At 60.0% G+C, this 25,013-nt stretch carries 23 protein-coding genes; 7 read left to right on the top strand and 16 right to left on the bottom strand.

Annotated elements, in window-relative coordinates:
• The 13 genes from fliS to ASD70_RS26820 all read right to left on the bottom strand — a co-directional run bounded on the left by fliS (nucleotide 1) and on the right by ASD70_RS26820 (nucleotide 15,940).
• Entirely contained in the window at nucleotides 1–390 is a 390-nt protein-coding gene (gene fliS / locus ASD70_RS26880) for a flagellar export chaperone FliS (RefSeq protein WP_034117091.1), read from the bottom strand.
• A 119-nt stretch (nucleotides 391–509) separates the two neighbouring features.
• Entirely contained in the window at nucleotides 510–1,880 is a 1,371-nt protein-coding gene (gene fliD / locus ASD70_RS26875; RefSeq protein ID WP_056847919.1) for a flagellar filament capping protein FliD, read from the bottom strand.
• 83 nt (nucleotides 1,881–1,963) lie between these two features.
• A complete protein-coding gene (locus tag ASD70_RS26870) occupies nucleotides 1,964–2,308 on the bottom strand; it encodes a flagellar protein FlaG (protein ID WP_056847918.1) in 345 nt (114 codons plus the stop codon).
• Between the two features lie 72 nt (nucleotides 2,309–2,380).
• Complete coding sequence (locus ASD70_RS26865) at nucleotides 2,381–4,060, bottom strand: flagellin N-terminal helical domain-containing protein (protein ID WP_056847917.1); 1,680 nt, start codon at nucleotides 4,058–4,060, stop codon at nucleotides 2,381–2,383.
• 394 nt (nucleotides 4,061–4,454) lie between these two features.
• The gene (locus ASD70_RS26860) at nucleotides 4,455–5,384 is read right to left on the bottom strand and encodes a ketoacyl-ACP synthase III (protein ID WP_046071783.1); all 930 of its coding nucleotides are present in this window, start codon (nucleotides 5,382–5,384) and stop codon (nucleotides 4,455–4,457) included.
• Nucleotides 5,385–5,660: 276 nt separating this feature from the next.
• A complete protein-coding gene (locus ASD70_RS26855; protein ID WP_056847916.1) occupies nucleotides 5,661–7,271 on the bottom strand; it encodes a flagellar hook-associated protein 3 in 1,611 nt (536 codons plus the stop codon).
• Nucleotides 7,272–7,285: 14 nt separating this feature from the next.
• Nucleotides 7,286–9,331: a flagellar hook-associated protein FlgK gene (flgK, locus tag ASD70_RS26850; protein ID WP_056847915.1), complete on the bottom strand. Its 2,046-nt coding sequence runs from the start codon at nucleotides 9,329–9,331 to the stop codon at nucleotides 7,286–7,288.
• A gap of 10 nt (nucleotides 9,332–9,341) precedes the next feature.
• On the bottom strand, nucleotides 9,342–10,607 hold the full coding sequence (gene flgJ / locus ASD70_RS26845; protein ID WP_046071780.1) for a flagellar assembly peptidoglycan hydrolase FlgJ: 1,266 nt from the start codon (nucleotides 10,605–10,607) through the stop codon (nucleotides 9,342–9,344).
• Nucleotides 10,608–10,611: 4 nt separating this feature from the next.
• Nucleotides 10,612–11,700, bottom strand: a complete 1,089-nt coding sequence (locus ASD70_RS26840; protein ID WP_162252765.1) for a flagellar basal body P-ring protein FlgI — start codon at nucleotides 11,698–11,700, stop codon at nucleotides 10,612–10,614.
• A 27-nt stretch (nucleotides 11,701–11,727) separates the two neighbouring features.
• The gene (flgH, locus tag ASD70_RS26835) at nucleotides 11,728–12,423 is read right to left on the bottom strand and encodes a flagellar basal body L-ring protein FlgH (RefSeq protein WP_046071779.1); all 696 of its coding nucleotides are present in this window, start codon (nucleotides 12,421–12,423) and stop codon (nucleotides 11,728–11,730) included.
• Between the two features lie 51 nt (nucleotides 12,424–12,474).
• Nucleotides 12,475–13,260 (bottom strand): flagellar basal-body rod protein FlgG, encoded by a 786-nt coding sequence (flgG, locus tag ASD70_RS26830; RefSeq protein ID WP_003192986.1) that lies wholly within the window; start codon nucleotides 13,258–13,260, stop codon nucleotides 12,475–12,477.
• 57 nt (nucleotides 13,261–13,317) lie between these two features.
• Entirely contained in the window at nucleotides 13,318–14,058 is a 741-nt protein-coding gene (locus ASD70_RS26825; RefSeq protein WP_046071778.1) for a flagellar basal body rod protein FlgF, read from the bottom strand.
• Between the two features lie 319 nt (nucleotides 14,059–14,377).
• The gene (locus ASD70_RS26820; RefSeq protein ID WP_056847914.1) at nucleotides 14,378–15,940 is read right to left on the bottom strand and encodes a sigma-54-dependent transcriptional regulator; all 1,563 of its coding nucleotides are present in this window, start codon (nucleotides 15,938–15,940) and stop codon (nucleotides 14,378–14,380) included.
• 256 nt (nucleotides 15,941–16,196) lie between these two features.
• Here ASD70_RS26820 and phhA point away from each other — a divergent pair, with 256 nt between their 5' ends.
• From phhA to ASD70_RS26805, 3 genes are all read left to right on the top strand, one after another.
• The gene (gene phhA, locus ASD70_RS26815) at nucleotides 16,197–16,988 is read left to right on the top strand and encodes a phenylalanine 4-monooxygenase (protein WP_043049667.1); all 792 of its coding nucleotides are present in this window, start codon (nucleotides 16,197–16,199) and stop codon (nucleotides 16,986–16,988) included.
• Nucleotides 16,989–17,086: 98 nt separating this feature from the next.
• Complete coding sequence (locus ASD70_RS26810) at nucleotides 17,087–17,443, top strand: 4a-hydroxytetrahydrobiopterin dehydratase (protein ID WP_005790113.1); 357 nt, start codon at nucleotides 17,087–17,089, stop codon at nucleotides 17,441–17,443.
• Nucleotides 17,443–18,636: an amino acid aminotransferase gene (locus ASD70_RS26805; RefSeq protein WP_046071776.1), complete on the top strand. Its 1,194-nt coding sequence runs from the start codon at nucleotides 17,443–17,445 to the stop codon at nucleotides 18,634–18,636. Before ASD70_RS26810 ends, ASD70_RS26805 begins: the two co-directional genes overlap by 1 nt.
• 63 nt (nucleotides 18,637–18,699) lie before the next feature.
• Here the strand turns inward: ASD70_RS26805 and ASD70_RS26800 are convergent, their stop codons facing one another.
• On the bottom strand, nucleotides 18,700–19,509 hold the full coding sequence (locus tag ASD70_RS26800; protein WP_056847913.1) for a UDP-2,3-diacylglucosamine diphosphatase: 810 nt from the start codon (nucleotides 19,507–19,509) through the stop codon (nucleotides 18,700–18,702).
• Nucleotides 19,510–19,646: 137 nt separating this feature from the next.
• Between ASD70_RS26800 and ASD70_RS26795 the strand changes: the two genes are divergently transcribed.
• The 3 genes from ASD70_RS26795 (at nucleotide 19,647) to ASD70_RS26785 (ending at nucleotide 21,791) form a co-directional block, all read left to right on the top strand.
• Nucleotides 19,647–20,396, top strand: coding sequence for an AraC family transcriptional regulator (locus ASD70_RS26795; RefSeq protein ID WP_056847912.1), 750 nt, complete (start codon nucleotides 19,647–19,649; stop codon nucleotides 20,394–20,396).
• Nucleotides 20,397–20,494: 98 nt separating this feature from the next.
• The gene (locus ASD70_RS26790) at nucleotides 20,495–21,379 is read left to right on the top strand and encodes a DMT family transporter (RefSeq protein WP_056847911.1); all 885 of its coding nucleotides are present in this window, start codon (nucleotides 20,495–20,497) and stop codon (nucleotides 21,377–21,379) included.
• A gap of 130 nt (nucleotides 21,380–21,509) precedes the next feature.
• Nucleotides 21,510–21,791, top strand: coding sequence for a hypothetical protein (locus ASD70_RS26785; RefSeq protein ID WP_056847910.1), 282 nt, complete (start codon nucleotides 21,510–21,512; stop codon nucleotides 21,789–21,791).
• A gap of 34 nt (nucleotides 21,792–21,825) precedes the next feature.
• On the opposite strand, the gene ASD70_RS26780 is transcribed toward ASD70_RS26785, so the two are convergent.
• The gene (locus ASD70_RS26780; RefSeq protein ID WP_046071771.1) at nucleotides 21,826–22,113 is read right to left on the bottom strand and encodes a SelT/SelW/SelH family protein; all 288 of its coding nucleotides are present in this window, start codon (nucleotides 22,111–22,113) and stop codon (nucleotides 21,826–21,828) included.
• A gap of 84 nt (nucleotides 22,114–22,197) precedes the next feature.
• Here ASD70_RS26780 and ASD70_RS26775 point away from each other — a divergent pair, with 84 nt between their 5' ends.
• Nucleotides 22,198–24,387 carry a patatin-like phospholipase family protein gene (locus ASD70_RS26775; RefSeq protein WP_056847909.1) on the top strand — a complete coding sequence of 730 codons (2,190 nt, stop codon included), beginning with the start codon at nucleotides 22,198–22,200 and terminating at the stop codon, nucleotides 24,385–24,387.
• A gap of 128 nt (nucleotides 24,388–24,515) precedes the next feature.
• On the opposite strand, the gene ASD70_RS26770 is transcribed toward ASD70_RS26775, so the two are convergent.
• Nucleotides 24,516–24,950 carry a MarR family transcriptional regulator gene (locus tag ASD70_RS26770; RefSeq protein ID WP_046071769.1) on the bottom strand — a complete coding sequence of 145 codons (435 nt, stop codon included), beginning with the start codon at nucleotides 24,948–24,950 and terminating at the stop codon, nucleotides 24,516–24,518.
• Between the last annotated feature and the right edge of the window lie 63 nt (nucleotides 24,951–25,013).

The raw sequence follows: 25,013 nt of genomic DNA, 5'->3' as shown, positions 1-25,013 counted from the left end.
TTATTGTGGAGCGATGGCATCCCAGCCTTCTTTGACGGTTATCAGCAAGCGGGCAACTTCATCGATGATTTCTGGGTCATTGCTGGCGTTTGCTTTCAACAGGCGCACGTTCATGTAGTCGTACAACGCCGCAAGACGCTGGATAGTGGCGGGATCCTCGGCCTTCGTTTCGTCCAAGCCTTGACGCAACCCGGTGATGATGTCGATAGCCTTTGTGAGTAACAAACCTTTTTGTGGAATATCCCCACGCGCCATTGCGCCCTTGGCTTGGGCGAGGCGCTCAAGCCCACCTTCCATCAGCATCTGAATCAGACGATGAGGGCTGGCCTCGGATACTTGAGCGTGGGAATTGACCTTCTGGTATTGGCGAAGGGCTCTCATAGGGTTCATGTTGCTACCTCAAAACAGGCCACGGGCGAATAGGATTGCTCTATCCAGTCTTTCGACTGCACCGGCAAAAACTTTAATCCAGAACCGAAGCCGAGGGCGCAAAGCGCGCCCTACTTCAATCAGTTCGATTTAGGATTATTCAATGCGTTGAGCGTGGTCATGATGCTGGAGCTGGTGTTGTTGATCTGCGCAATCATAGTGTCCATCGCGGTGTACTTAGCCGTGAGAGACGTCTGCAGGGCCTCCATTCGGCGATCCAGGGTGCTCTGCTCAGTGGTCAGCTCCGTCAACTTGTTGTTGAGGTCTGTTGCGCGTGCGGCCAGCGTGCCAGTGGCGCCAACATAGCCTGAGGTCACATTGTTCATGCGGCTGATCAAGCCTTTGTCACCGGTGAACATCTTGGCAATATCACCCGCTCCGGTGACCACAGCCTTGTCCCAGGTCTTGTCGTCAAGGCTGAGCAGGCCGGTCTTCTGGTCGGTGGTGATGCCCATTTGGGCCAGGCTGCTGATGGCGCCGCTGCCCGAACCGTTGACCAGCTCACCACGCAAACTGTTCACCAGTTGGCGCATCGATGAGTCGCCAGTCAAAGCCGCCGCGGTAGTAGTCGAGGAATCACCCGTGGCCGTGACTTTGGTCTGCGCATTGACTGATGTCATCAGCGCGTTGTAGGCCGTGACGAACGATTGCACCGACGTCTTCAGAGTCTCAGTGTTACTGCCCACGGTAATGGTGGTAGTGAGCGGCTTGGTCGGGTCCTCAGTCAGCAACTCCAGGCTTACACCACTGATCGCCGAGCTGATCTTGTTGGTGGTGGACTCCATCGCAACGCCATCGATCGAGTATTTGGCGTTCTTCGGAACCTGGCCCGGATCATAACCGGCGGCCAGCTCCGAGTTACCACTGAGGGTAATCGCAGTGCCGTCACCGCTGTTGCTGGAGCCGATAACCAGACGCGAACCCTTAGAGTCACTCAATACGTTGGCATTGATACCTTGCGCCGACAACTGAGTGTTGATGGAGTCACGCACCTGCTGCAAGGTCGCACCACCGGGTATGGTCACATCGTAACTTTTACCCGACTGATTGATAGTAAGCGTCTGATTGTCGTCAGAGCTGTTTGCCTTGGCAGAGGTACCGCCCTCGAAAACCTTGGTCGTCACTTTCGACGTCGTTGCCAGGTTGTTCACGATGAGTGTGTACTTCCCGCTGGAAGCCCCATCCCCGAGGGTAACCTTGACGTTCTTCTCTTCGGAACTGGTAGCCGCAAGACCGTTGAACGAGGAAATGTTGTCCAACTTGGTGATTGCCGCCCGGTAGGCTTCCAACGCCGTCTTCACCGTGCCAACGGCCGACAGTTTGACGGTCGTATCTTTTTGCTGACTGGTGATCTGGGTCTGCTTCGGCGCCCTTTCAGCACCTACCAGAGCCTTGACGATAGATTGCGTGTCGTAGCCCGAACCCGGGCCGGAAATCGTTGAACTTGCCATTTGCAATTCTCCTTGTCCTGCGGCTGCTGCTTTTTTGGCGCATTAACGCTCAGGCAGCAATCAGAAACATGTTTCGTGCCAACTCACGCCTTGGTATCAAACAACAGGCTGCCGGCCTTGCTCAGATCCTGGGCCAGCTTCAGCGCAGTTTCCGAGGGAATCTGTCGGATCACTTCACCGCTATCGGTGGCGATCACTTTGACGACGACTCTATGGGTAGTGTCATCTATGGAGAAGTCCAGGTTGCGTTGGCTCGCCTGAACAAACTCACGAATATCGGTTACAGCTTGCTCCAATGCCGCACGCTTGGGCTCATCGGCAAGAGCTGATTCAGCCTGCGCCACAGGTTTGGCCACGCTAGCAGGCGTGCCAGCGGCAGGGGTTGCACCAGACGGGTAAGACGCGTTCAGCTTAATGCTCATGTCCATGTCATCACCTCATAACTGAAAAAACGAAAGGGTACGTAAACGCACCCTTCCGTTAGTCAACCGTTACCGATGTTACTGAAGCAGCTTCAGTACAGCGGATGGCAGCTGGTTGGCCTGTGCCAGGATCGCAGTGGAAGCCTGTTGCAGGGTTTGTTGCTTGGTCAGCTCAGCAGCTTCGGCAGAGAAGTCAGCATCTTCTACGCGGCCTTTGGCAGCGCTGGAGTTCTGCGAAATGCTCTGCAGGTTGGCAGTGGTGCTGTCGAAGCGGTTTTGTACGGCACCCAGCTGCGAACGCTGGCTGTCGATCTGCTGCATGGCGCCTTCCAGAGCCTGGATGGCCTGTTGCGAGCTTGCCGCAGTCAGGACGCTCAGGTTGGAAACGGTGGTTTCCAGGGTGGTAGCTTTGCTGGAGCCAGCAGTCAGACCCAGTGCAGCCAGGCCAGTGCCCGCGCTACCGTCAGCCACTACGATGTCTTTCTTGGAGAACAGAGCCAGGCTGCCGTCAGAGTTTTTGCTGGCGGTAGCACCGGTGCTTGCACTGTTGATCGAGGAAACGATCGCGTCAGTGTTATCACCTGCCTTGAACTTCACTTCAACGCCGTTCAGGCTGATCGAGGTGTCAGCGCTCAATTTAGCCTGGGAGGTACCGGCCGACAGACCCAGAGCCGACAGGGAACCAGCAGTGGTGTTGGACAAGGCTACGTCAGCACCGCCAGAAGATTTGACCTGGATACGACCATCAGAACCGATAGTCGCATCACCAGTGCCGCCTACAGCAGTTTTGATGCTGGCCAGTACAGTAGTAATAGTTGCGTTGGCAGCCCAAGTTACAGCTTTGCCATTGACGCTGATTGCGCCGGCAGCGGACAGGGTAGTGGCACCCGTGGCAGGCGTCGTTGGAGTGGTCACGTCAGTCAGGCCAACAGCAGCGCCGCCAGTTACGCTGATCGCGCTAGGAGAGCTCAGGGTCATTTTGTTGGCAGTGTCATCCCAAACAGCGGTTGCACCGGTGTTGGCAGCATTGATAGCGGTAGCGACGGCAGCGCCTTTGTCAGCAGCAGCGATCGCAACATCTTTGCCATTGATGGTCAGAGTGGACGCAGCAGCAGCACCAGCACCAGCGGAGTTCAGGGCGGCAGTAGCAGCACCCGTCACTTTGGCACCCGACAGAGAAGCGCCGGTTGCAGTGGCGCTGATACCAGCCAGAGCAGCACCGTTCACACTGGCTTCGCTGTACGAACCTTTCAGGGCAGTGGCGCTGGTGTCACCCATACCGAACGAAATAGTCTCGTTGGCGTTGGCACCAATCTGGAAAGCAACGTTGTTGAACGTACCGTCCAGCAGGTTACGACCACCGAAGGTAGTGGTGTTGGCGATACGGGTCAGCTCACCCACTTTAGCGGTGAATTCTTGCTGCAGGGAAACACGGTCAGCGTCGCTTTTATCACCGTTGGCCGCTTGCAGGGCGAGTTCACGCAGACGCTGCAGGGTGTTGGTGGATTCCTGCATTGCGCCTTCAGCGGTCTGGGCGATCGAAGTACCGTTGGCGGCGTTGGCGATTGCAACGTTCAAGCCTTTAACCTGGTTGCCCAGACGGTTGGCGATCTGCATGCCGGCAGCGTCGTCTTTGGCGCTGTTGATTTTCTTGCCGGTCGACAGACGGTTCATCGCAGTGCTCAGAGCGTCGGAAGCTTTGTTCAGGTTCTTCTGGACACCCAGGGAGGTGATGTTGGTGTTTACTGATAATGCCATGACGAAATCCTCGTTGGTTGGATACTGCGGCTTCCGGCCCTGGCGACCGCCGGGTGTGGCCTAGAGAACCTACGTAATAGTTATCGTCGTGGTAGCCGGTTGCTTGAGGACTTTTTTGATTTTTTTTAGTAGCCCTGTGCCAGCCCTTGTATTTCAAGGCCTTATAGAGACGTGAAACGCCAGCAATCACGGGTTACTGGCGCCAAAACTTCGCCTTCAAGACAGCCCCCTGTAGGAGCGAGCTTGCTCGCGAAGAGCGTTAACGATGACGCGGGCATTCAGGATGCACGCGGCGCTCTCAGGTTCTTCGCGAGCAAGCTCGCTCCTACAGGGGGCACAAAAAAACGCCGATGATCGAAGGATCATCGGCGTTTTTTATGCAGCGGCTAAAACATCACGGGCGATAGAGAATCGCCGAGCCCCACGACAGGCCCACACCAAAACCACTGATCGCAACACGCTTCCAGGTGGCGTCCATCACATGCTTTTCCAACAGCAACGGAATGCTCGACGACACGGTGTTACCGGTCTCGACCATGTCCTTGATGAACTTGTCCACCGGCGCTTCTTCAAAGCGGCGTGCCACGGCATCGACGATGGCCGCACTGCCCTGGTGGATACAGAAGGCGTCGATGTCATCGGCCTTGAGGTCCGACTCGGCGAGCAACTCGTGCAGGTGCGCCGGCACCTTGAGCAAGGCGAAGTTGAACACCTGGCGGCCATTCATGAAAAACACACCGTCGCTGACCTTCAGGTGCGGCGCGCCGGAGCCGTCGGTGCCGAACTTGGACTTGCCGAGCAACCACGGCGCGTCTTCGCCCATCCAGGTGGCGGTGGCCGCATCACCGAACAGCATGGTGGTGTTGCGGTCTTCGGGGTCGACAATCTTCGAATACGGGTCGGCGGTGATCAGCAGGCCGTTTTTCAGGCCGGCGGCTTCCATGAAGCCCTTCATCGCGTAGATGCCATAGACGTAGCCGGAACAGCCCAGGGAGATATCGAAGGCTGCCACGTGGGTGGGCAGGCCCAGTTTGTCCTGGACGATGGCTGCGGTGTGAGGCAAGCCCTCTTCATCGCCGTTCTGGGTGACGACGATCAGCGCGTCGATAGACTCGCGCTTCAACGCCGGGTTGTTGGCAAATAAAGCGTTGACCGCTTCGACACACAGGTCGGACGTCTCCTGTGCAGCTTCCTTGCGCGGCAGGAACGCCGAACCGATCTTGCCGATGATGAACTCTTCATCCTTGGCGAATTTGGCACCCTGGGCGTAGTTATCGATCCCGTCTGCCGGCACGTAACTGGCGATGCTTTTTATGCCAATCATTATGGCTTCCCAATACTAAATAGCTGGAGAACACCCCTCGGGCTACGCCGGGAGTGCTGACAATGAAGGGGATAACCCCATGAAAATCTCGCTGAAAGCCACCGCGCAAGGACCCTGCGACGACTTATCCTTTTCACACGATACAGTGAAGATGCGCTTTATGACTCACAGGTCACTCAATTTTGTGTGCTTTGTGCAAAACCTTTCAACAATTAAACCCCATAAACGACAACGGCCCGCCCTGTTTCCAGAGTAGGCCGCTTGACGAAACACCGTTTACATCTTGTTGAACAGGCTCAACTGCGAGATTTTCACAAAGGCCAGCTGCGAGGCCTGCAACATGGTCTGCTGCAAACTCAGGTTGATGGCCGCTTCGGCGAAGTCGACGTTGCCCAAGGCGCTCATGGTGGTGGTATTGGCCAGGTCCAGACTGACGTTTTCCTTGGACTGAATGTCCAGGCCATTGAGGCGCGCGCCCAGGGAACCACGCGCCTGGTCGATCTGGCCGTAGGCATTGGTCAGATTGCCGATGGACTTGGCCACCACGTCCTTGAGCTCCTTCTGCGCCGCTGGATTGCCGTCTGACGGGGTTTCCAGGATTTTGCGCAAATGGCTCAGGGTGTCGAGGACGTTTTCGTTCTTGTTGCTGGTGGCGCCGATCGAAAATTGGTCGCCAGCGGCTGGAGCCGGTGCGGTGGTGACATCGAAGGTCACCCCTGCCGCCGTGATCGAAGTTGCGCCAGCCGCCAGGGTACCGCTGGCGATGGACTGGCTGTCTGCCGTATAAGGCTGCGCGTACAGGTCATAGGCGCCGGCCGCACCGAACTTGACGATGACGCCGGAGTTGGGAAAGGTGCTGGCGTAGGCCGCCGGATCGCTCACCGTGCCGCCGCTCAGCTGTGCCGTGGAGGGGTTACTCGGGGTGCGCGATACGCTGAAGGTGTCCGGCTTGACCGAGAGGCTGAACTCACGATCCTTGACGATGGCGTCCGCTGGCGCGCCGGGCAGTATGTCCTTGCCCAGCGCGTCCTTGCCCAGATTCAAGCCAATGTCGAACTTGACCCCACGCAGCTTGATACTCGATCCGCCTTCCTTAGTGGCATCGAAGGTGCCATTGCCCGGAATCTCCGAGGTAATGTCCTTGCCGGCATTGTCGGTTACTACATATTGGGTGCTGCTGGTGAACGTCAGCTTATACGGCTGGCCATCCGAAAAGCTGCTGTCGTAGTTGGAGTTAGCCGCAATCAGGCCGGCCGACACCGTGACCTTCCCATCATCGACCGCTGGCGGCACGAGGATAGGTGCTGTTTGCGTACGGCCAGTGTTCGCCGAGCTTTCCAGCATGCTTTTGGCGGTATTGCCCATGGCTACCGACAGATTTTCCGCAACTTTCAGGCTCAACGGCGTGTCATCGCCCTGGTAGCTGTAGGTGCCATCATTGTTACGGGCGTAGGGAGGCGTGTCGGTCTTGCTCCCGGAGAACATGTAATTACCACTGGAGTCCTTGGTATTGAGCAAGCCCAGGACCTGGTCTTCAATGGCGCCGATCTCCGCGGCGGTCGATTTGCGGTCAGCGTCACTGATGCCGACGTTGCCCGCTTTGAGCGCCAACTCACTGGCCCTCTGAATCGCGATATTGATATTTTCCAGCACGCTGTCCTGGGTGGTCAGCGAGTTTTTCAGGGTGTCGATGTTGCCATTGAACTGCCCCAGCATGTCTTTCTGCTGTTGCAGCATCAGCAAGCGCGCCGCCGCCACCGGATCATCCGCGGCGGTTTGCACGCGTATACCGGTGGTGGCCTGGTCCTGGGCCTTGACCACACTGGAATAGTTGCTCTGGTACTTGGCGGAACTGGTCTCGAAATACTGCTGTGTAGAAATACGCATCGTCCCAGCCTCCCTTAAAGAGCATTCATCAGTGTGGTGAAGGTTTCCTGCGCAGCCTTGATGATTTGCGACGACGCGGTGTAGTACTGCTGGAACTTGATCATGTCACCCGCTTCATCATCCAGGTTGACCCCGGACACCGAGTTGCGCGCTTCCTTGTTGGCGCTCAGCAACGCGCCGGTGGCGGCGGTGTCGACCCCGGCCTGGCTGGCCTTGGCCCCCACTTGCGAGACCAGCTTGCTGTTGGCCCCCACCAGGCTGGTGCCGCCGTTGCCATCGCCCATGCCAACGGTGGCTTTGGTTTGCAGGTTCAGCAGTTCCTGGGCGTTGCGGCCGTCGGACTTGCCGCCACTGTTGAAGGCGAAGGTGGTGCTGTCGCCTTGTGCCGGTGAGCCGTTGACGGTGGTGTCGAACTTGAAGCTCTTGCCGGGGATCGCGGCCCCGTTGGCGTCACGCATCGGCACGTCCACGGTGATCTTGTTGCCCTGCCCCGGAATAATCGAGCCGGTGCTGATCGGGTTGCCCTTGGAATCGCTGATCGTGTAGGACTGCGTACCATCAGCGGCCGGTTTGGCAAAGACCATTTTCACCGGCATCGAGTTTTCAATACCGGCGCGCAGCTGTGCGGTGTCGGCGCCGCCATTAATATCCAGCGGTACTGTCAGGGACGGCTGGGTGAACGTGCCCGTGCCACTGTTGGTGTTGCTGCTGGTACCCGCCAACGGGCCGGCAAACGCCAGCTTGTTCGCATCGGTGAGCGCCACGCCAATCGCGCTGGCCCCAGTGGCAGTCGGGCTGACCTTGAAGCTGTCGCCATAGGCCATCGTGCCCTTGCCATCCAGTGCCAGGGTGAAGCCGTCCATGGTCGGCGGCGGCGTGGCGGACATATCAAAGGTGCCCATGGCCTTGCCGTCCGAGCGCAGTACCGTGACCTTGTTGGGGTCGGTCTTGTCGTTGAAGCTCACGGTGTAGTCAAACGCGGACAACTTGCTGCTGTCCTTGATCGTCACATTCAGGTTGCCTGCCCCGGCACTGTTGCCCAATGCGCCCTGGCTGCGCGAGGCAACGGCGACGGCGCTGTTGATGTCTTTGAACAGCGAAACGCCAAAGTCACCATTGAGGTCCAAGCCCTGGCCCAGTTGGTTGTTGATGGTGTCTGCGGTCGCTATGGCGATACGGCCCAGGTCATTGATAGCCGGCATCAAGGCATCACTGCGATAACGCAACAGGCCGCCGATGCTGCCGCCGCTGATCACGCCACCCAAGTCCATGGGGGTGCCGTTGGTATTCAACTGGATGGTGTACTGGCTGTTATCGGTTTTGCTCGGCACTGCAGAAATCGTATTGGAGATCCCGCCTTCTACCAGGGACTGGCCGGTGCCGGTGGTCACGCTGAATTGGCCGTTCTTCTCGGTGGCCGTTACGCCGATCAATTCATTGAGCGAGCGTACCGCCTCGTTGCGCGAGTCCAGCAGGTTGGCCGGCGCATTGCCCGACGCGCCTTGCACCTGGGTGATCTGCTTGTTAAGCGAGGCAATCGAGGCGGTCAATTGATTGACCTGCTCACTCATGCTGCTCAGTTGGTTGTTGATGGTCTCTTTCTGCTGGGTCAACTGCGTCGAAATCGAGTTGAAACGACTGCTCAGGGTCTGGGCGTTGGTCACCAGCAGCTGCCGCGCAGACAGGTCACTGGGGTTGGACGCCGCGGTCTGCAGGGTGGCGAAAAACGAACTGAGCACCGAGGACAAACCGGTGGTCTTGTCCGACAACACTTTGTCGACGGCACCGACCTGATCCAGATACGCCTTGGCATCGTTATTCAGGGCCGTGCTGTTCTGGTAGGCGGTGTCGAGGTATTCGTTGTACACCCGGCGCACGTCAGCCAGGGTGGTACCGGTGCCGATGAACACACCGCCGAACGGGTTCGACGCGTTGGTATTCTGCGTGGTCTGCTGCCGCGAGTACCCTGGGGTATTAACGTTGGCGATGTTATTACTCAAGACCGACAGCGATCCTTGAGCGGCGTTGAGCCCTGACATCCCGATACTGAGCAAACTCATGGTTCAGACCTTATAAATGTGTGGTTGCGCCAGCGGCAGCGTAGTTCTGGTAACTGTTCATATTTTTTGCGATCTGCGAAATCTTGCTGGCGTAAGCCGGGTCGGTTGCATAACCGGCTTTTTGCAACTCGCGTACAAACTGTTCCGGGTTATCGGCTGATTTCAAGACTTCTTTATAGCGATCATGGCTTTGCAGCAGGGTCACAAGGTCGTGGAAGCTGTCCTGGTAGGAGCTGTAGGAACGGAACTGCGCCGTTTCCTTGACCATCGCGCCATCGCGGAACTCGCTGGTGATCGCACGGGCCTGGCCGCCCTGCCAACTCTGGCCGGCCTTGATGCCGAACAGGTTGTGGCTGCTGCTGCCGTCCTCGGCGCGCATCACCGATTTGCCCCAGCCGGTTTCCAGCGCGGCCTGGGCCACCAGGTACTTGGGGTCGATACCGATACGCGCGGCGGCCGCCTTGGCCATCGGCAACATGGTGGCGACGAATTCGTCCTGGGAGCTGAAGGCTTTTTTCGCCGGCGCCAGCGGTGGCTGGGCAATGGCGCGGCCATAGACCTGCATTTGTCCGCTTGGCACGGCAAAGCTGCGGGCGGCGCTGCTGACCACATTGTCGTCGGCGGCGCTGTTGCGCAGGGGCGCGCTTTTGGCTTCGGCGGCAACCGGGGCACTCGGCACGATGCCAGCCAGCAGGCGGTCGGCCAGTTTGCTTGGCAAGGCGATACGGCGCTGGTTCATCAGCTCCATGTCGTTGGTGTGCGCACTGGTGCCCTCAGGAACCGCCACGCGATAAGCCCACAAAGGCCGCTGGCCATTGGAGCGGCCCAGCGGCCCGTCGGCCTGGGTACCGGCGCCAATCTCGGTCGGCACATCGACTTTCTTCACCGGCACATCCGCCGCCGGGCCTTGCAAGGTGGCGGCCTGGGCCTGCACCGGCTTGTTCTTCTGCATCTGGCGCATCAGCACGTCGGCCAGGCCGATACCGCCGCCTTCGCGGGACATCGAGACCGCCAGCTGCTGGTCGTACATTTCCTGATACTGCTTGGCCGCCGGGGTGTTCAGCGGGTTGTCCTTGCCCAGGGCGTCGGTGGCCGAGCGCATGGACTTGAGCATCTCGTTGAGGAACAGCGACTCGAACTCCTGCGCCACCTTGCGCATATTGCCGTCGCTGTTCTTGTCGGCGCCGACTTTGAGCTGGTTAAGCCGGTTCAAGTCGGAGTAAGACCCCGAGTCCGCCGTGCTGCTGATGCCGCTTTTGCGCATATCCATGGCCATGGCCTCAGATCACAATGAGGTCGGCTTGCAAGGCGCCGGCCTGTTTCAAAGCTTCAAGGATCGCCATCAAGTCACCGGGCGCTGCGCCCACCTGGTTCACCGCGCGGACAATCTCGTCCAGGGTGGTACCGGGGCCGAACTTGAACATCGGCTTGGCTTCTTGCTGGGCATTGACCCGCGAGCGCGGGACCACGGCGGTCTGGCCGTTGGACAGCGGCCCCGGCTGGCTGACGATCGGGTCTTCGGTGATGGTCACCGTCAGGCTGCCGTGGGTCACCGCTGCCGGCGAAACCTTGACGTTCTGGCCGATCACGATAGTGCCGGTACGCGAATTGATAATGACTTTTGCCACGGCCTGGCCAGGGTCGACCTCAAGGTTTTCCAGGATCGACAGGTAGTCCACGCGCTGGCTTGGGTCCAGCGGCGCGGTGACGCGAATCGAGCCGCCGTCGATGGCCTGGGCTACACCAGGGCCAAGCATGTCGTTGATCTTATCGACCACGCGCTTGGCGGTGGTGAAGTCGGAACGGTTGAGGTTCAGGGTCAGGCTGTTGCCCTGGTTGAACCCGCTCGGCACGGTGCGTTCAACCGTGGCGCCACCGGGGATGCGCCCGGCCGACGGCACGTTGACGGTGATCTTCGAGCCATCGCGGCCTTCGGCGTCAAACCCGCCCACCACCAGGTTGCCCTGGGCGATGGCGTAGACGTTGCCGTCGATACCTTTGAGCGGCGTCATCAGCAGGGTGCCGCCGCGCAGGCTCTTGGAGTTGCCCATGGACGACACCGTGATGTCCACCACCTGGCCCGGCTTGGCGAACGGCGGCAAGTCGGCGCTGATCGACACGGCAGCGACGTTTTTCAACTGGACGTTGCCCGAGCCTGGCGGCACCTTGATGCCGAACTGCGAGAGCATGTTGTTGAAGGTCTGCAGGGTGAACGGCGTCTGGGTGGTCTGGTCACCCGTACCGTTGAGCCCCACCACCAGGCCATAGCCGATCAACTGGTTGGAACGCACGCCGGAAATACTGGCGATGTCCTTCAGGCGTTCGGCCTGGGCCACAGCGCTTAAGGCCAGCAAGAGTGCCGTCGCCATCAGCTGTTTGAAGTTCAAAGTGGCCACCTAGAAAGGGAACAGCGGGCTAAGGAAGAACCGGTCGAACCAGCCCGGCTGACTGGCATCAGCAAACGAACCCGTACCCGAGTAGGTGATGCGTGCATCGGCAATCCGCGTCGAAGGCACGGTGTTGTCGGTGGAAATGTCATCGGCGCGGACCATCCCGGCAATGCGCACCAGCTCGTCGCCGGTGTTGAGGGTCATCCACTTTTCACCGCGTATGGCAATGATGCCGTTGGGCAATACGTCGGCCACAGTCACGGTGATCGAACCGGTCAGGCTGTTGCCCTGCCCCGCCGCACTCTTGCCGTTGGTAGCGCGGTCGCCGCTGTAGCCGGCATCCAGGCTCAGGTCACCACCGCCCAGGGGGTTGTTGGTGCTGAGGCCACCCCCGAACAACGAGGTCAGGCCGATGCTCGCCTTGCTGTTCTTGCCGATCTGCGAGTTGGCGTTCTTGCTGGCCTGGGTCTTCTCGTTAAGGGTGATGGTGATGATGTCACCGACCCGGAACGCCTTGCGGTCGCTGTACAGGTTCTGTTCGAAACCGGCCTGGTAGATCGAGCCGTTATTGGCCGCCGCCGGCAATGGCGTGCGCGGCAACACCGGCGCGTAGTACGGGTCATTGGGCTTTGGCGTCGGGGCAACACACCCCGCGAGCACGGCGATCCCACTCAATGCCAAAACGGAAACATAGCGATTCATGACCCTTACCTCATGGTGTTGCAGGCGCTTTCGAAAGCGCCCCAGACTGGATTACAGATTCTGCGTAACGAACGAAAGCATCTGGTCGGCGGTGGAAATCACCTTGGAGTTCATCTCGTAGGCGCGCTGGGTGGTGATCATGTTGACCATCTCCTCAACGGTGCTGACGTTGGAGGTTTCCAGGGTGCTTTGCAGGGTGGTGCCGAAACCGTTCAAGCCAGGGGTGCCGATTTGCGGCGCGCCGCTGGAGGCGGTTTCCAGGAACAGGTTGTTGCCCATTGCCTGCAGGCCGGCCGGGTTGATGAAGTCGGCGGTTTGCAGGTTGCCGATCACTTGCGACGCCGGGTTGCCGGCCACGGTGATCGACACGGTACCGTCGTTGCCCACGGTAAAGGTCTTGGCATCCGGTGGTACCACCACGGCAGGTTCCAGGGCGAAACCGTTGGCGGTGACGATCTGGCCATTGGAGTCCAGGTGGAAAGTACCGTCACGGGTATAGGAAGTAGTGCCATCCGGTTGCAGCACCTGGAAGAAGCCACGGCCGTTGATGGCCATGTCCAGGGGTTGTCCGGTTTGTTGCAGGTTGCCGGCGCTGAAGTTTTTCTGGGTGCCGACGATCTGCACACCGGTACCCAGTTGCAGGCCCGACGGCAATTCGCTGTCCTGGGTCGACTGGGCACCTGGTTGCTTCTTGATCTGATAGAGCAGGTCTTGGAACTCGGCGCGATCACGTTTGAAGCCCGTGGTCGAGACGTTCGCCAGGTTGTTGGAAATGGTGGTCAGGTTGGTGTCCTGGGCGGACAGGCCTGTCTTGGCAACCCATAGAGCCGGAAGCATGCTGTTCTCCTTCGTGCGCCTGTTTGTTGGCGCCGTGCGACGAAATTAATTAGGGGCTTAGCTCATCTGCATGACGCGAGTCATGGCCTGGTCGTCTTCTTTAGCGCTGTTCATCATCTTGATGTGCAGCTCGAACTGCTTGGAGAGCGCCAGCACCGCGGTCATTTCCTCCACCGCGTTGACGTTGCTCGCCTGCAGGAAGCCCGAGGTCAGGGTGACGTTCGCGTCGGCCTGGGCCGGCTGGCCATCCCTGGTGTGGATGGTGCCGTCCAGGCCCTTGGTCATGTTTTTGAGGTCGGGCTGGACCAGCTTGATGCGGTCCACTTCCGCCATCACCCGTGGGCCTTCGCCCATGGCACGGATACTGATGGTGCCGTCTGCACCCACTTCGATTTTCTGCTGGGGTGGCACGGCAATCGGGCCGCCGTTGCCCATGATCGGCATACCGTTGCCGGCACGCAGCACGCCCAGGGCATCCACATTCATGCTGGCGCTGCGCACGTAGGCTTCGCCGCCATCCGGAGTTTGCACGGCCATCCAGCCGTCGCCGCTGACGGCTACATCCAGGTCACGACCGGTTTCGATCATCGCCCCCGGAGAGAAGTCAGTGGCCGGCCGCTCGGTCATGGCAAATGCCCGCGCCGGAAAGCTGTCACCGAACACCGGCATCGAACGCGCCTGCTCCAGGTCACGCTGGAAGCCGTTGGTGGAAATGTTCGCCAGATTGTTGGCATGGGCCTTCTGCGCCAGTGCGTTCTGACTGGCGCCGGTCATTGCCACATAAAGGTATTTGTCCACGCTCTATCCTCTTTCTGACGGACGCTTGCCGTCCACCGCTGTACTAATGAGGCTTAAGCAATTTGCGAACCAACTTTTAAAAAGAGGCTGAAGTCCAGGCGCGACGGGGGTTTGCGGCGAAACAGGATGATTTGAGGCTTGAGCGCGAGTCGAAAAAACGGCGGACTACTGCCGCCTGCGGCAACCACCGACCTGGAAAACGACGAAGATCAAATGTGGGGCTTGCTCCCGATGGCGGTGTGTCAGCTCACCTGTAGCTGACACACCGCCATCGGGAGCAAGCCCCCTCCCACATTTTTGACCGCGTAGTGTCAGCGAATTATTTGTCGGCCTTGAGGATTTCGTAATCGCGCAGCTTATTGGCGATGGTGGTGTGCGACACGCCCAAGCGTTTGCCAAGCTGCCGGCTGCTGGAATGCTCGGCATAAAGGCTTTCCAGCACGGCCTTCTCGAACCGTCCAACAATCTCCTCTAACCCGCCCTCCAGGGAAAAATCGCCAAGGGGCTGGCGCACCCCGTAGTCCGGCAAGCGGATATGCTCGGCCTTGACCACCCCACCGTCGCACAGCGACACGGCCTGGAACAGCACGTTTTCCAGCTGCCTTACGTTGCCTGGCCAGTGGTAGTGACTCAAACGATCCATCGCGGCGGGCGCAAGCTTAGGCAAAGGGCAGCCGATCTGTCGGCTGGCCTGGTCGAGGAAGTGCTCAACCAGTGGCACCAGGCCGTCGAGGCATTCGCGCAACGGCGGGATATGCAACGACAGCACATTGAGCCGGTGATAAAGATCCTGGCGAAACTCACCTCGGGCGCAGAGTTCCGACAAGTCCACCTGAGTGGCGCAGATCACGCGCACATCCAGGTACACCTCTTCGTCACTGCCAACCCGCCGGAAACAGCCGTCCTGCAGGAAGCGCAACAACTTCACCTGCAAGCGCGCGCTCATTTCCCCCACCCCATCAAGGAACAAGGTGCCGCCCGCCGTCAATTCCAGCAGCCCGAGCTTGCCTTCCGCCCGCGCGCCTTCAAAAGCGCCGGGGCCGTAGCCGAACAGTTCGGTCTCGGCCATCGACTCGGGCAAGCCTGCGCAGTTGAGCGCCATCAGCGGTGATTGCCCACGGGGGCTGGCCAAGTGGCACGCACGGGCCAGCAACTCTTTACCGGTGCCGGTTTCACCTTCTATTAATAGAGGCGCATCCAGTGGCGCCATGCGCCGCGCTTCGCGGACCACCGCGGCCATGACCTTGGAGCTCTGGAAAATGCTGTCGAACCCGCGCAGCTCTTGCTTGCGCACGTTATAGATACGCTCACCGACGCGGTCGGCGCGATGCAGGGTGAGCACCGCGCCGGCCATGGCTTCGCTGTCATCGTGTTCGGAGGATTGCAGCGGCGCGATATCCGCCAGGAACACGTCCCCCTTGACCTTGACCCGAAGCCCATTGATGCGCGATTTGCTGGCGCGTACCAACTCCGGCAAGTCGAAATCCTCAGCGTAGCGCGACAACGGAATGCCCGGCACTTCGTCCACACGCACGCCGAGCAACTGCGCCGCCGCACGGTTGGCGGCCACGATGGAGCCGCCCATGTCGATGGACAGCACTGGAAACTCCAGGGCGCCGAGCAGCGCATTGAGTTCCATATGCCGCCGCTCGCTGGGCATCAGCCCCACTCGCTTGACGCCGAACACGCCGCCAATCGCTTCGAACTGCGGGCGTAGCGCCTGGAACTGCATATTCACCAGGTTCGGGCAGAACAGGTAGACGGCATTGCCATGCTCCCCGCCGACCTCGCCCTTGGCGACGTTGACGCCGTACTCCACCAGCAGGTTGAGGATGTCCCGCAGGATGCCAATGCGGTTCTGGCAATGCACTTTGATACGCATGAAAAGGCTCGAAAAGTAGGTAGGCGCCGCGTCTTTTTGTCGCCCAGCGCAGATAGTCGTCAAGATTATGTGACAGAGCGTAGGCGTTTCCCAGCCCATAACGCGGATAAGTCATCCATTCGTAACGAATACTTTACGAAAAACGGTAATTTTTCCTACATACCCTGGTGCAACGTAGATGGAATCCTGGGCCCACCGGGTTATCAATAATGCATCGCAGGACATAACAAGAACGAATGCCTAGCAGGAGAGCCGTATGAAGCAGACGCACTACGTGGCCCGCGAGCCCGATGCGCAAGGTTTTATCCACTACCCGCCGGAAGAACACGCGGTGTGGAATACCCTGATCACTCGTCAACTCAAGGTGATCGAGGGTCGCGCCTGCCAGGAATACCTGGACGGCATCGACAAGCTCGGCCTGCCCCTGGATCGTATCCCCCAGTTGGGCGAAATCAACAAGGTGCTGGCCGAAACCACCGGCTGGCAAGTGGCCCGCGTGCCGGCGCTGATTCCCTTCCAGACCTTCTTCGAACTCCTCGCCAGCAAGCAGTTTCCGGTGGCGACGTTCATTCGCACCCGCGAAGAATTGGACTACCTGCAAGAGCCGGATATTTTCCACGAGATCTTTGGCCACTGCCCTTTGCTGACCAACCCTTGGTTCGCCGAATTCACCCACACCTACGGCAAGCTCGGCCTGGCGGCGACCAAGGAGCAACGGGTATACCTGGCGCGTCTGTACTGGATGACCATCGAGTTCGGCCTGGTGGACACCCCCCAAGGGCGGCGCATCTATGGTGGCGGCATTCTGTCGTCACCTAAAGAAAGCGTGTATTGCCTGTCGGACGAGCCGGAGCATCAAGCCTTCGACCCGCTGGAAGCGATGCGCACCCCATATCGCATCGACATCCTGCAACCGCTGTACTTCGTATTGCCCGAACTCAAGCGCCTGTTCGACGTGGCGCAGGAAGACATCATGGGCATGGTTGAACGCGGTATGGAATTGGGGCTGCACGCTCCGAAATTCCCTCCGAAACCCAAAGCCGCGTGAACCTCAGGTTTTAACGCCAGGTGAGTCTGTTCCCTGGCCCCGCGTTGCTTTAGGGTGACGCCACTGACCTTCAAACATTCGAATTCAGGACACCGCCCATGACCACCTTGAACCAAGCCCACTGCGAAGCCTGCCGCGCCGATGCCCCGCAAGTCAGCGATGAAGAACTGCCAGTGCTGCTCAAGCAGATCCCCGACTGGAACATCGAAGTGCGCGACGGCGTCATGCAGTTGGAAAAGGTTTTCCTGTTCAAGAACTTCAAGTTCGCCCTGGCCTTCACCAACGCCATGGGTGAAATCTCCGAGGCCGAAGGCCATCACCCTGGCCTGCTCACCGAATGGGGCAAAGTCACTGTGACTTGGTGGAGCCACTCGATCAAGGGCCTGCACCGCAACGACTTCATCATGGCCGCACGCACCGATGAAGTGGCCAAGACCGCCGAGGGCCGCAAGTAATGCACTTCGACGCCATTGGCCGCGTGCCCGGCGACCCGATCCTCGGGCTGATGGACCTGTATGCCCAGGACGCCAACCCGGACAAATTCGACCTGGGTGTGGGCGTCTATAAGGACGACCAGGGCCTGACGCCGATTCCCCACTCGGTGAAGCTTGCGGAGCAGCGCCTGGTCGATACCCAGGTGACCAAGACCTACATCGGCGGCCATGGCGATGCGGCTTTCGGCACGCTGATCAGCCAGTTGGTACTCGGTGCCGATTCGGCCTTGCTGCGCGAGCGCCGTGCCGGCGCCACCCAGACCCCAGGCGGCACCGGTGCCCTGCGCTTGAGCGCCGATTTTATCGCCCAGAGCCTGCCTGGCCGTGGCGTGTGGCTGAGCAATCCGACCTGGCCGATCCACGAAACCATCTTCGCCAAGGCTGGACTCAAGGTCAGTCATTACCCTTACGTGGGCAGTGACAACCGCCTGGATGTGGCGGCGATGCTGGCAACCCTGGCGACGGTGCCCGAGGGCGATGTGGTGCTACTGCACGCCTGCTGCCACAACCCGACCGGCTTCGACCTGTCACAGGATGATTGGCGCCAGGTGTTGCAGATTGTGCGTGAACGCCAGTTGCTGCCGCTGATCGACTTTGCCTACCAGGGCTTTGGCGATGGCCTGGAGCAGGACGCTTGGGCGGTGCGATTGTTCGCAGCTGAACTGCCGGAAGTGCTGGTCACCAGTTCCTGCTCGAAAAATTTTGGTTTGTATCGCGATCGTGTGGGCGCGTTGATCGTATGTGCAGCGGATGCGGAAAAACTCACCGATGTGCGCAGCCAACTGGCGAATATCGCGCGCAATCTGTGGTCGACGCCGCCTGATCATGGTGCTGCCGTGGTCGCGACCATTCTTGGTGATGCCGAGCTGAAAAAACTGTGGAGCGAGGAAGTCGAGGCCATGCGTTCGCGGATCGCGCACTTGCGTTCCGGGTTGGTGGAAGCCTTGGCGCCCCATGGCTTGGCCGAGAAGTTTGCCCATATCGGCGCACAACGCGGGATGTTTTCCTATACCGGTTTGAGTGCCGATCAGGTCAAGCAACTGCGCGAGAAGCACAGCGTGTATATGGTCAGTTCAGGCCGGGCCAACGTGGCCGGGGTGGATGCGACACGTTTGACGCTGCTGGCCCAAGCTATCGCCGACGTTTCCAGCTGAAAACCCCGGGACCCAATGTGGGAGGGGGCAAGCCCCCTCCCACATTTTTAACCGAGTTGGTTTTTAGCCCGTGACCATTTCAGCCTTGAGCTGCGCCTCCCTGGCCTGAGCATCCGCCAACCGATACAGCTCGATATGCCCATCCCAGTGCTCGATCAACGCCGTGCATGACTCCACCCAATCCCCGCAATTGAGGTAATCCACCTCCCCCACCTTGCGAATCTCGGCATGATGGATATGCCCGCACACCACCCCATGCAGTTCGCGCCTGGTGACTTCGTGGGCGATGGCCTCTTCGAAATCGCTGATAAAGCTCACGGCGGTTTTCACCTTGTGCTTCAGGTACGCCGACAGCGACCAGTAGCCGTAGCCATAGCGTGCACGCCAATGATTGAGCCAGCGGTTGAGGGTGAGGGTGAATTCGTAGGCCGAGTCACCGAGGAACGCCAACCAACGGTGATAGCGGGTGATCACATCGAACTGGTCGCCGTGGATGACCAACAGATGCCGACCATCGGCGGTTACATGCACGGCCTCGTCCACCAACTGGATATTGCCGAGGATCAGCTTGGAATAGCGTCTTAAAAACTCATCATGGTTGCCGGTGACGTAGATCACCTCGGTGCCGCGCTTGGCCATGGTCAGCAGGCGGCGGATCACGTTGGTGTGGGCCTGGGGCCAATACATGCCGCCGCGCATTTTCCAACCGTCGATAATGTCGCCCACCAGGTAAACCTTGTCGGCGTGATAGCCCTTGAGAAACTGTGACAGGTGTTCAGCCTGGCAATCCCGGGTGCCCAGATGCACGTCGGAAATCCACAGGGTTCGCACCCGTTGCTTGCGGCTGGGCTTGGTGAACTCGGCATGGCTCATGGGCATCCCTCGACGCTGTTTTCGCGAGCTTGCGCCTTGGCGATTAATAGCCCATGACAGCCATGCGTCAGTCTGATGACAGCGCTCGATGCCCGCAAAGCGTTGTAGACTGGCGCATTGCCGCCCTGGAGACCGCGATGAGCCCGAGCCTCACGCTACGCCATTACCTCGAAGCGCCCATCGCCCACAGCCATGATCATGCGCAGCTGGTGTTCGGTCTGTCCGGGCACCTGGACCTGGAAGTCGATGGCCGTGGCAGCCAGGTACGCGAAAGCAGTGTGATGGTGCTGCCCTTCTCCACCCACCACGCCTGTGGCAGCCGCGACGGTAGCCGCTGCCTGGTGCTGGATGTACCGACCGAGCATTGGGTGGTGCAATCTTTGGGTGAGCATGCCGATGCCAGTCGTCGCTTGCTGGGGCAACCGTCGCGACTGACGCTGAATCCGCGGCAAAGCCAACTGGTGCAGTGGCTGGCGCACAGCCCGGTGCACGACCCGCTGATCGTCCAGCAAGGTGCGGTGCTGTTACTGGCCAGTCTCAATCAGCCCCAGGCCCAAGCGCTGCCAGGTCGACGCTTGCCTTATGCGGCGTTCAATGCCCATATCCAGCGCCACGCTGCGCACCCGTTGCAGGTGGCTGACCTTGCGCGTATCGCCGGGCTTAGCGTGGCGCGCCTGCATGCACGCTTCATGGCCGAATGCGGGCAGACGCCGATGGATTATCTACGCAGTCGTCGCCTGCATATGGCGCTGGAGCTTTTGCGCGGCACACCGTTGGCCATCGGTGAGATTGCCGAGCGCGTTGGCTATGCCTCGCAGAGCGCATTCAGTGCAGCCATGCTTCGCGAGTTTGGCGCCTCCCCTAGCGCCCTGCGCCGGGGCGACTGACAAGAGCCCCACGCTAAAAAACGCGAGACCGGCGACAGACGCCCGCGAACCAACCCTCTAGACTGCGAGGCTGTTACCCCGTTGGTTCAAGGATCACAATGACTCCCCGCTCAGCCCTTGGCGCCCTGCATATCGGCGCACTGATGTTTGGCCTCACTGGCGTATTCGGCAAGCTGGCAGCGGCCTCCCCTGCCATCATCGTGTTTGGGCGTGCGGCGTTTGCCGTGCTTGCCCTGGCGGTGTTTGCCCGCTTTGCCAGCAACGCGCCCTGGAAGAAACTGGAGATGCGCGACTGGCGCCGCTTGCTGGTCAGCGGTGTGCTGCTGGCCGCCCATTGGGTGACGTTCTTCATTGCCGTCAAAGTCGCCGGCGTGGCCGTGGCAACCCTGGGGTTCACGGCCTTCCCGGCCTTTACCGTGATCCTTGAAGGGTTGATCTTCCGCGAGCGCATTCGTGCCAATGAAGTGCTGTTGGTGGTCCTGGTCAGCGTTGGCCTGGTGCTGGTCACCCCGGATTTCAACCTCGCCAGCGAGGCCACGGGCGGGTTGCTGTGGGGGATCGCCTCGGGGTTGTTGTTCTCCTTGTTGTCGCTGAACAATCGCGCCAGCTCCGGGCGCGTTCCTGCCGTGCAGGCAGCGCTGTGCCAGAACGTGGTGGTCGCCGTGTGCCTGCTGCCGGTGGCCGCTCCGGGACTCGCGGACGTGCGCGCCATTGACTGGTTGTGGATCGGGCTGCTGGGCGTGTTTTGTACTGGCCTTGCCCATAGCCTGTTTGTCGCCAGCCTCGCCGTGATCAAGGCACGCACCGCCTCGGTGGTGTTTGCCATGGAACCGGTCTACGGCATCACCGTAGCCTGGCTGTTGTTCGCCGAAACGCCGACCTTGCGCATGCTGCTGGGCGGTGCCTTGATCATCGTCGCCATCGTGCTTTCCGGCTTGATGGGCAGCGCCAGCCAGGCGAAACAACCGACGGCAACGGCCTGATCTATACTTCAAGCGTCCGCAACAGTCTGTAGTCGTTCAACGGATAAAGACTCCTCGACGACAGCCATGGTGTTTTCTGAAGTTGCTGCAAGCGAGTGGTCATCCCTCAATGCGATGCAGGAGCTTCATCATGGAAATGCTCATCAGCTTGCTGGTCCAGATCATCAGCGGTGCCGTCGGCGGCAACATTGCCGGCATGACCAGGCAGAGCCTGGGGACAGGGCTCAATACCTTTCTCGGCGGGGTCGGCGGCCTGGTGCTGGGCCAGATTGTCGCCGCACTCACCGGCACCACCCATGGCGAAGCGCTGGATGTGGCTGCGGTCGGCAGCAATATTGTCGGCGGTGGCGTCGGTGGCTTGGTGTTGACGTGGGTGGTCGGTTTTATCAAGCAAAAGCTTGCCGCCAAGTAGCGATAGGGTCACCGCCCCTCTGTGGCGGTGACCTTCATTGCGTACGATCGTTATGGCCCAGGTCGCGCTGCGGGTCGATCTGGTCACGCACCCGCTGTTTAAGCACCTTGGCTTCGGGAAAGCCGCCGTCGGCCTTGCGCTCCCAAATCTGCACCCCATCGCAGGTGATGCGAAAGGTGCCGCCGGTGGCCGGTTCCAACGCCACGCGCCCCAGGTCATCGGCAAATGTACTGAGCAGCTCCTGGGCCAGCCAGGCAGCGCGCAACAGCCACTGGCACTGGGTGCAATAAGTGATAACGATCTCAGGTTTGCTTGCAGACATAATTTAAGCGGCTCCTCACATGACGGGCCCGGCGAATCGGGTGGCTATAATAGCGGCCTTTATCGCCCAGCCTCGAGATTGATGATGCGCCGCCTGTTGTCCTGCCTGCTCCTGTGCCTTGTCCCCCTGCTTGCCGACGCCTTGGAAACATCACGCCCCAAAATCGGCCTGGTGCTGTCCGGCGGTGCCGCCCGCGGCCTGGCGCATATCGGCGTGCTCAAGGCCCTTGAGGAACAGGGTATCCATATCGACGCGATTGCCGGCACCAGCATGGGCGCGGTGATCGGTGGGCTGTACGCGTCGGGCTACAAGATCGATGAACTGGAGAAGCTGGCGCTGGGTATCGACTGGCAGCAGGCCCTGTCGGACGCCCCACCGCGGGAAGACGTACCGTTTCGACGCAAACAGGACGACCGGGATTTCCTGGTCAAGCAGAAACTCAGTTTCCGCGACGACGGCAGCCTCGGCCTGCCGCTGGGCGTGATCCAGGGCCAGAACCTGGCGCTGCTGCTGGAAAGCATGTTTGCCCATAGCAGCAACACCCGTAACTTCGACAAGCTGCCGATCCCGTTCCGCGCCGTGGCCACTGACATCACCACCGGCGAAAAAGTCGTGTTCAGCAAGGGCCACCTGCCCCAGGTGATACGCGCCAGCATGTCGATCCCTGCCGTGTTCGCTCCGGTGGAGCTCGACGGGCGCCTGCTGGTGGACGGCGGCATGACCGACAATATTCCGTTGGATGTGGCGCGGGAGATGGGCGTCGACATCGCCATAGTGGTCGATATCGGCACCCCGCTGCGCTCGCGCAAGCAACTGGCAACCGTGGTGGACGTGCTCAACCAATCCATCACCCTGATGACCCGGCGCAATTCCGAAGAACAACTCAAGGCCCTGAACCCCAAGGATGTGCTGATCCAGCCGCCCCTGGCCGCCTATGGCGTGACGGACTTCGGCCGCGCCAAGGACATGATCGACGCCGGCTACCGCGCCACCCGCGCCCTTGATGTACGCCTGGCGCACCTGCGCCCCGCCGAGCCTATCGACCCTGAGCTGGTGGCTGCTCGCACGCCAGGCGAGCGCACCCCGGTGATCACCGCGATACAGGTGGAAAACGACTCCAAAGTCAGTGACGACGTGATCCGCTACTACATCCGCCAGGGGCTGGGCGAGCCACTGAACCTGGGCCGCCTGCAATCGGACATGGGCACCTTGTACGGCCTGGATTACTTCGAGCAGGTGCAATACCGCGTGGTGAAAAAAGGCCAGGACAATACCCTGGTGATCAGCGCGCGCGGCAAACGCAGCGGCACCGATTACCTGCGCCTGGGCTTGAACCTGTCCGATGATATGCGCGGCGACAGCGCCTTCAATCTCGGCGCCAGCTATCGCGTCAACGGTATCAACCGCCTCGGCGCCGAATGGCTGACGCGGGTGCAGATCGGTGATCGGCAAGAGCTGTACAGCGAGTTCTACCAGCCGATGGACACCGGCTCGCGTTACTTTGTCGCGCCGTATATCAGAGCCGAGGCGCAGAACGTAGAACTGGTCCTGGACAATGACCCCATTTCCGAATATCGCCTGGAACGCTACGGTTTCGGCTTGAACGTGGGCCGGCAGATCGGCAACAGCGGCGAGATCCGCTTCGGCGTTGGCGAAGCCTGGGGCAAGGCCGACGTACGTATTGGCGACCGCGACCTGCCGAGCGTGAGCTTCAGCGAAGGCTTCTATGAACTTAAATATTCATTCGACTCCTTTGACAACGTGTACTTCCCCCATAGCGGCGAGGACATCGGCCTGGCCTATCGTGAGTTCGAACCGGGGCTGGGCTCGGACCAGCGTTACCGCCAATGGGAGTTCAAGCTGGACAAGGCCATGAGCCATGGCCCGGACACGTTGATACTGGGCGGTCGTTACGGACGTACCCTGGATGATTCCGATGTGGTGATTTCCAGCTTCCAGCTGGGTGGAGCGCGGCAATTGTCGGGCTTTCGCCAGGATGCGATCTCTGGGCAGAACGTCAGCCTGATGCGTGCGGTGTACTTCCGCCGACTGACCCCGCGTTCGTACCTGCCGCTGGACTTCCCGTTGTACCTGGGCGCCTCACTGGAACGGGGCCGGGCGTGGAATAACGATAATGAGTTCGACAGCGGCTATATCAACGCCGCGAGTATCTTCCTCGGGTTTGATACGCCTCTGGGACCGCTGAATTTCAGCTATGGGTTCAATGATGATAACCAGAAGGCGGTGTACCTGAACCTCGGCCAGACCTTCTGACACAACACCGAACTAATGTGGGAGGGGCTTGCTCCCGATGGCGGGGTATCAGTCAACAATTCTGTAGCTGGCCCACCGCAATCGGGGGCAAGCCCCCTCCCACATTTTGATCCCCAGTGAATGGGCGATCAGGACTTTTCCAGGTTCGCCAGGATGTGCTCATGCACACGCATGCACACGCGCAGATCCTCTTCATTCACCCCAACGAACAACTCATGACGCAACGCCGTGGCAATGGTCTCGATCTGATCAATCAGCGGCTGGGCGGTATCACACAGCAGGATGCGTTTGGCGCGGCGGTCTTCCACCACGGCCTGACGTTGCACCAGGCCCTGGCCTTCCAGGCTGTCGAGCAGACGCGCCAGGGTCGGCCCTTCCACGCCAACACTTTGTGCCAATTCACGCTGGGTAGGGGCTTGTGCAAAACGGGCCAAATGCAACAGCACCAGCCATCGCGCCTGGGACAAGCCCAGCCCCGCCAGGCGGCGGTCCAGCTCGGCGCGCCAACCTCGGGACATTTGCGCCAATTGCATGCCAAAACGGTGTTGATCGGTTAACGGCATAAAAAACTCATGTTTAAGACTGAAAATAAAGTATGGCTAATTATTAGTCAGCTAAGCATGAGC

This window comes from Pseudomonas sp. Root569, from assembly GCF_001427465.1.
GTDB classification, from domain to species: domain Bacteria; phylum Pseudomonadota; class Gammaproteobacteria; order Pseudomonadales; family Pseudomonadaceae; genus Aquipseudomonas; species Aquipseudomonas synxantha.
This window is presented reverse-complemented; position numbering and strand designations above follow the sequence as displayed.

Bases quoted from the DNA above. Each gene is read 5' to 3' on its own strand.
- ASD70_RS26840 (WP_162252765.1), bottom strand. From the start codon at position 11,700: ATGGCGACGGCACTCTTGCTGGCCTTAAGCGCTGTGGCCCAGGCCGAA.
- phhA (WP_043049667.1), top strand. From the start codon at position 16,197: ATGAAGCAGACGCACTACGTGGCCCGCGAGCCCGATGCGCAAGGTTTT.
- ASD70_RS26805 (WP_046071776.1), top strand. From the start codon at position 17,443: ATGCACTTCGACGCCATTGGCCGCGTGCCCGGCGACCCGATCCTCGGG.
- ASD70_RS26770 (WP_046071769.1), bottom strand. From the start codon at position 24,950: ATGCCGTTAACCGATCAACACCGTTTTGGCATGCAATTGGCGCAAATG.
- flgH (WP_046071779.1), bottom strand. From the start codon at position 12,423: ATGAATCGCTATGTTTCCGTTTTGGCATTGAGTGGGATCGCCGTGCTC.
- flgJ (WP_046071780.1), bottom strand. From the start codon at position 10,607: ATGGCCATGGATATGCGCAAAAGCGGCATCAGCAGCACGGCGGACTCG.
- ASD70_RS26810 (WP_005790113.1), top strand. From the start codon at position 17,087: ATGACCACCTTGAACCAAGCCCACTGCGAAGCCTGCCGCGCCGATGCC.
- ASD70_RS26800 (WP_056847913.1), bottom strand. From the start codon at position 19,509: ATGAGCCATGCCGAGTTCACCAAGCCCAGCCGCAAGCAACGGGTGCGA.
- ASD70_RS26865 (WP_056847917.1), bottom strand. From the start codon at position 4,060: ATGGCATTATCAGTAAACACCAACATCACCTCCCTGGGTGTCCAGAAG.
- ASD70_RS26790 (WP_056847911.1), top strand. From the start codon at position 20,495: ATGACTCCCCGCTCAGCCCTTGGCGCCCTGCATATCGGCGCACTGATG.
- ASD70_RS26860 (WP_046071783.1), bottom strand. From the start codon at position 5,384: ATGATTGGCATAAAAAGCATCGCCAGTTACGTGCCGGCAGACGGGATC.
- ASD70_RS26775 (WP_056847909.1), top strand. From the start codon at position 22,198: ATGCGCCGCCTGTTGTCCTGCCTGCTCCTGTGCCTTGTCCCCCTGCTT.
- ASD70_RS26795 (WP_056847912.1), top strand. From the start codon at position 19,647: ATGAGCCCGAGCCTCACGCTACGCCATTACCTCGAAGCGCCCATCGCC.
- ASD70_RS26780 (WP_046071771.1), bottom strand. From the start codon at position 22,113: ATGTCTGCAAGCAAACCTGAGATCGTTATCACTTATTGCACCCAGTGC.
- ASD70_RS26855 (WP_056847916.1), bottom strand. From the start codon at position 7,271: ATGCGTATTTCTACACAGCAGTATTTCGAGACCAGTTCCGCCAAGTAC.
- fliD (WP_056847919.1), bottom strand. From the start codon at position 1,880: ATGGCAAGTTCAACGATTTCCGGCCCGGGTTCGGGCTACGACACGCAA.
- ASD70_RS26785 (WP_056847910.1), top strand. From the start codon at position 21,510: ATGGAAATGCTCATCAGCTTGCTGGTCCAGATCATCAGCGGTGCCGTC.
- flgK (WP_056847915.1), bottom strand. From the start codon at position 9,331: ATGAGTTTGCTCAGTATCGGGATGTCAGGGCTCAACGCCGCTCAAGGA.
- ASD70_RS26870 (WP_056847918.1), bottom strand. From the start codon at position 2,308: ATGGACATGAGCATTAAGCTGAACGCGTCTTACCCGTCTGGTGCAACC.
- ASD70_RS26820 (WP_056847914.1), bottom strand. From the start codon at position 15,940: ATGCGTATCAAAGTGCATTGCCAGAACCGCATTGGCATCCTGCGGGAC.
- fliS (WP_034117091.1), bottom strand. From the start codon at position 390: ATGAACCCTATGAGAGCCCTTCGCCAATACCAGAAGGTCAATTCCCAC.
- flgG (WP_003192986.1), bottom strand. From the start codon at position 13,260: ATGCTTCCGGCTCTATGGGTTGCCAAGACAGGCCTGTCCGCCCAGGAC.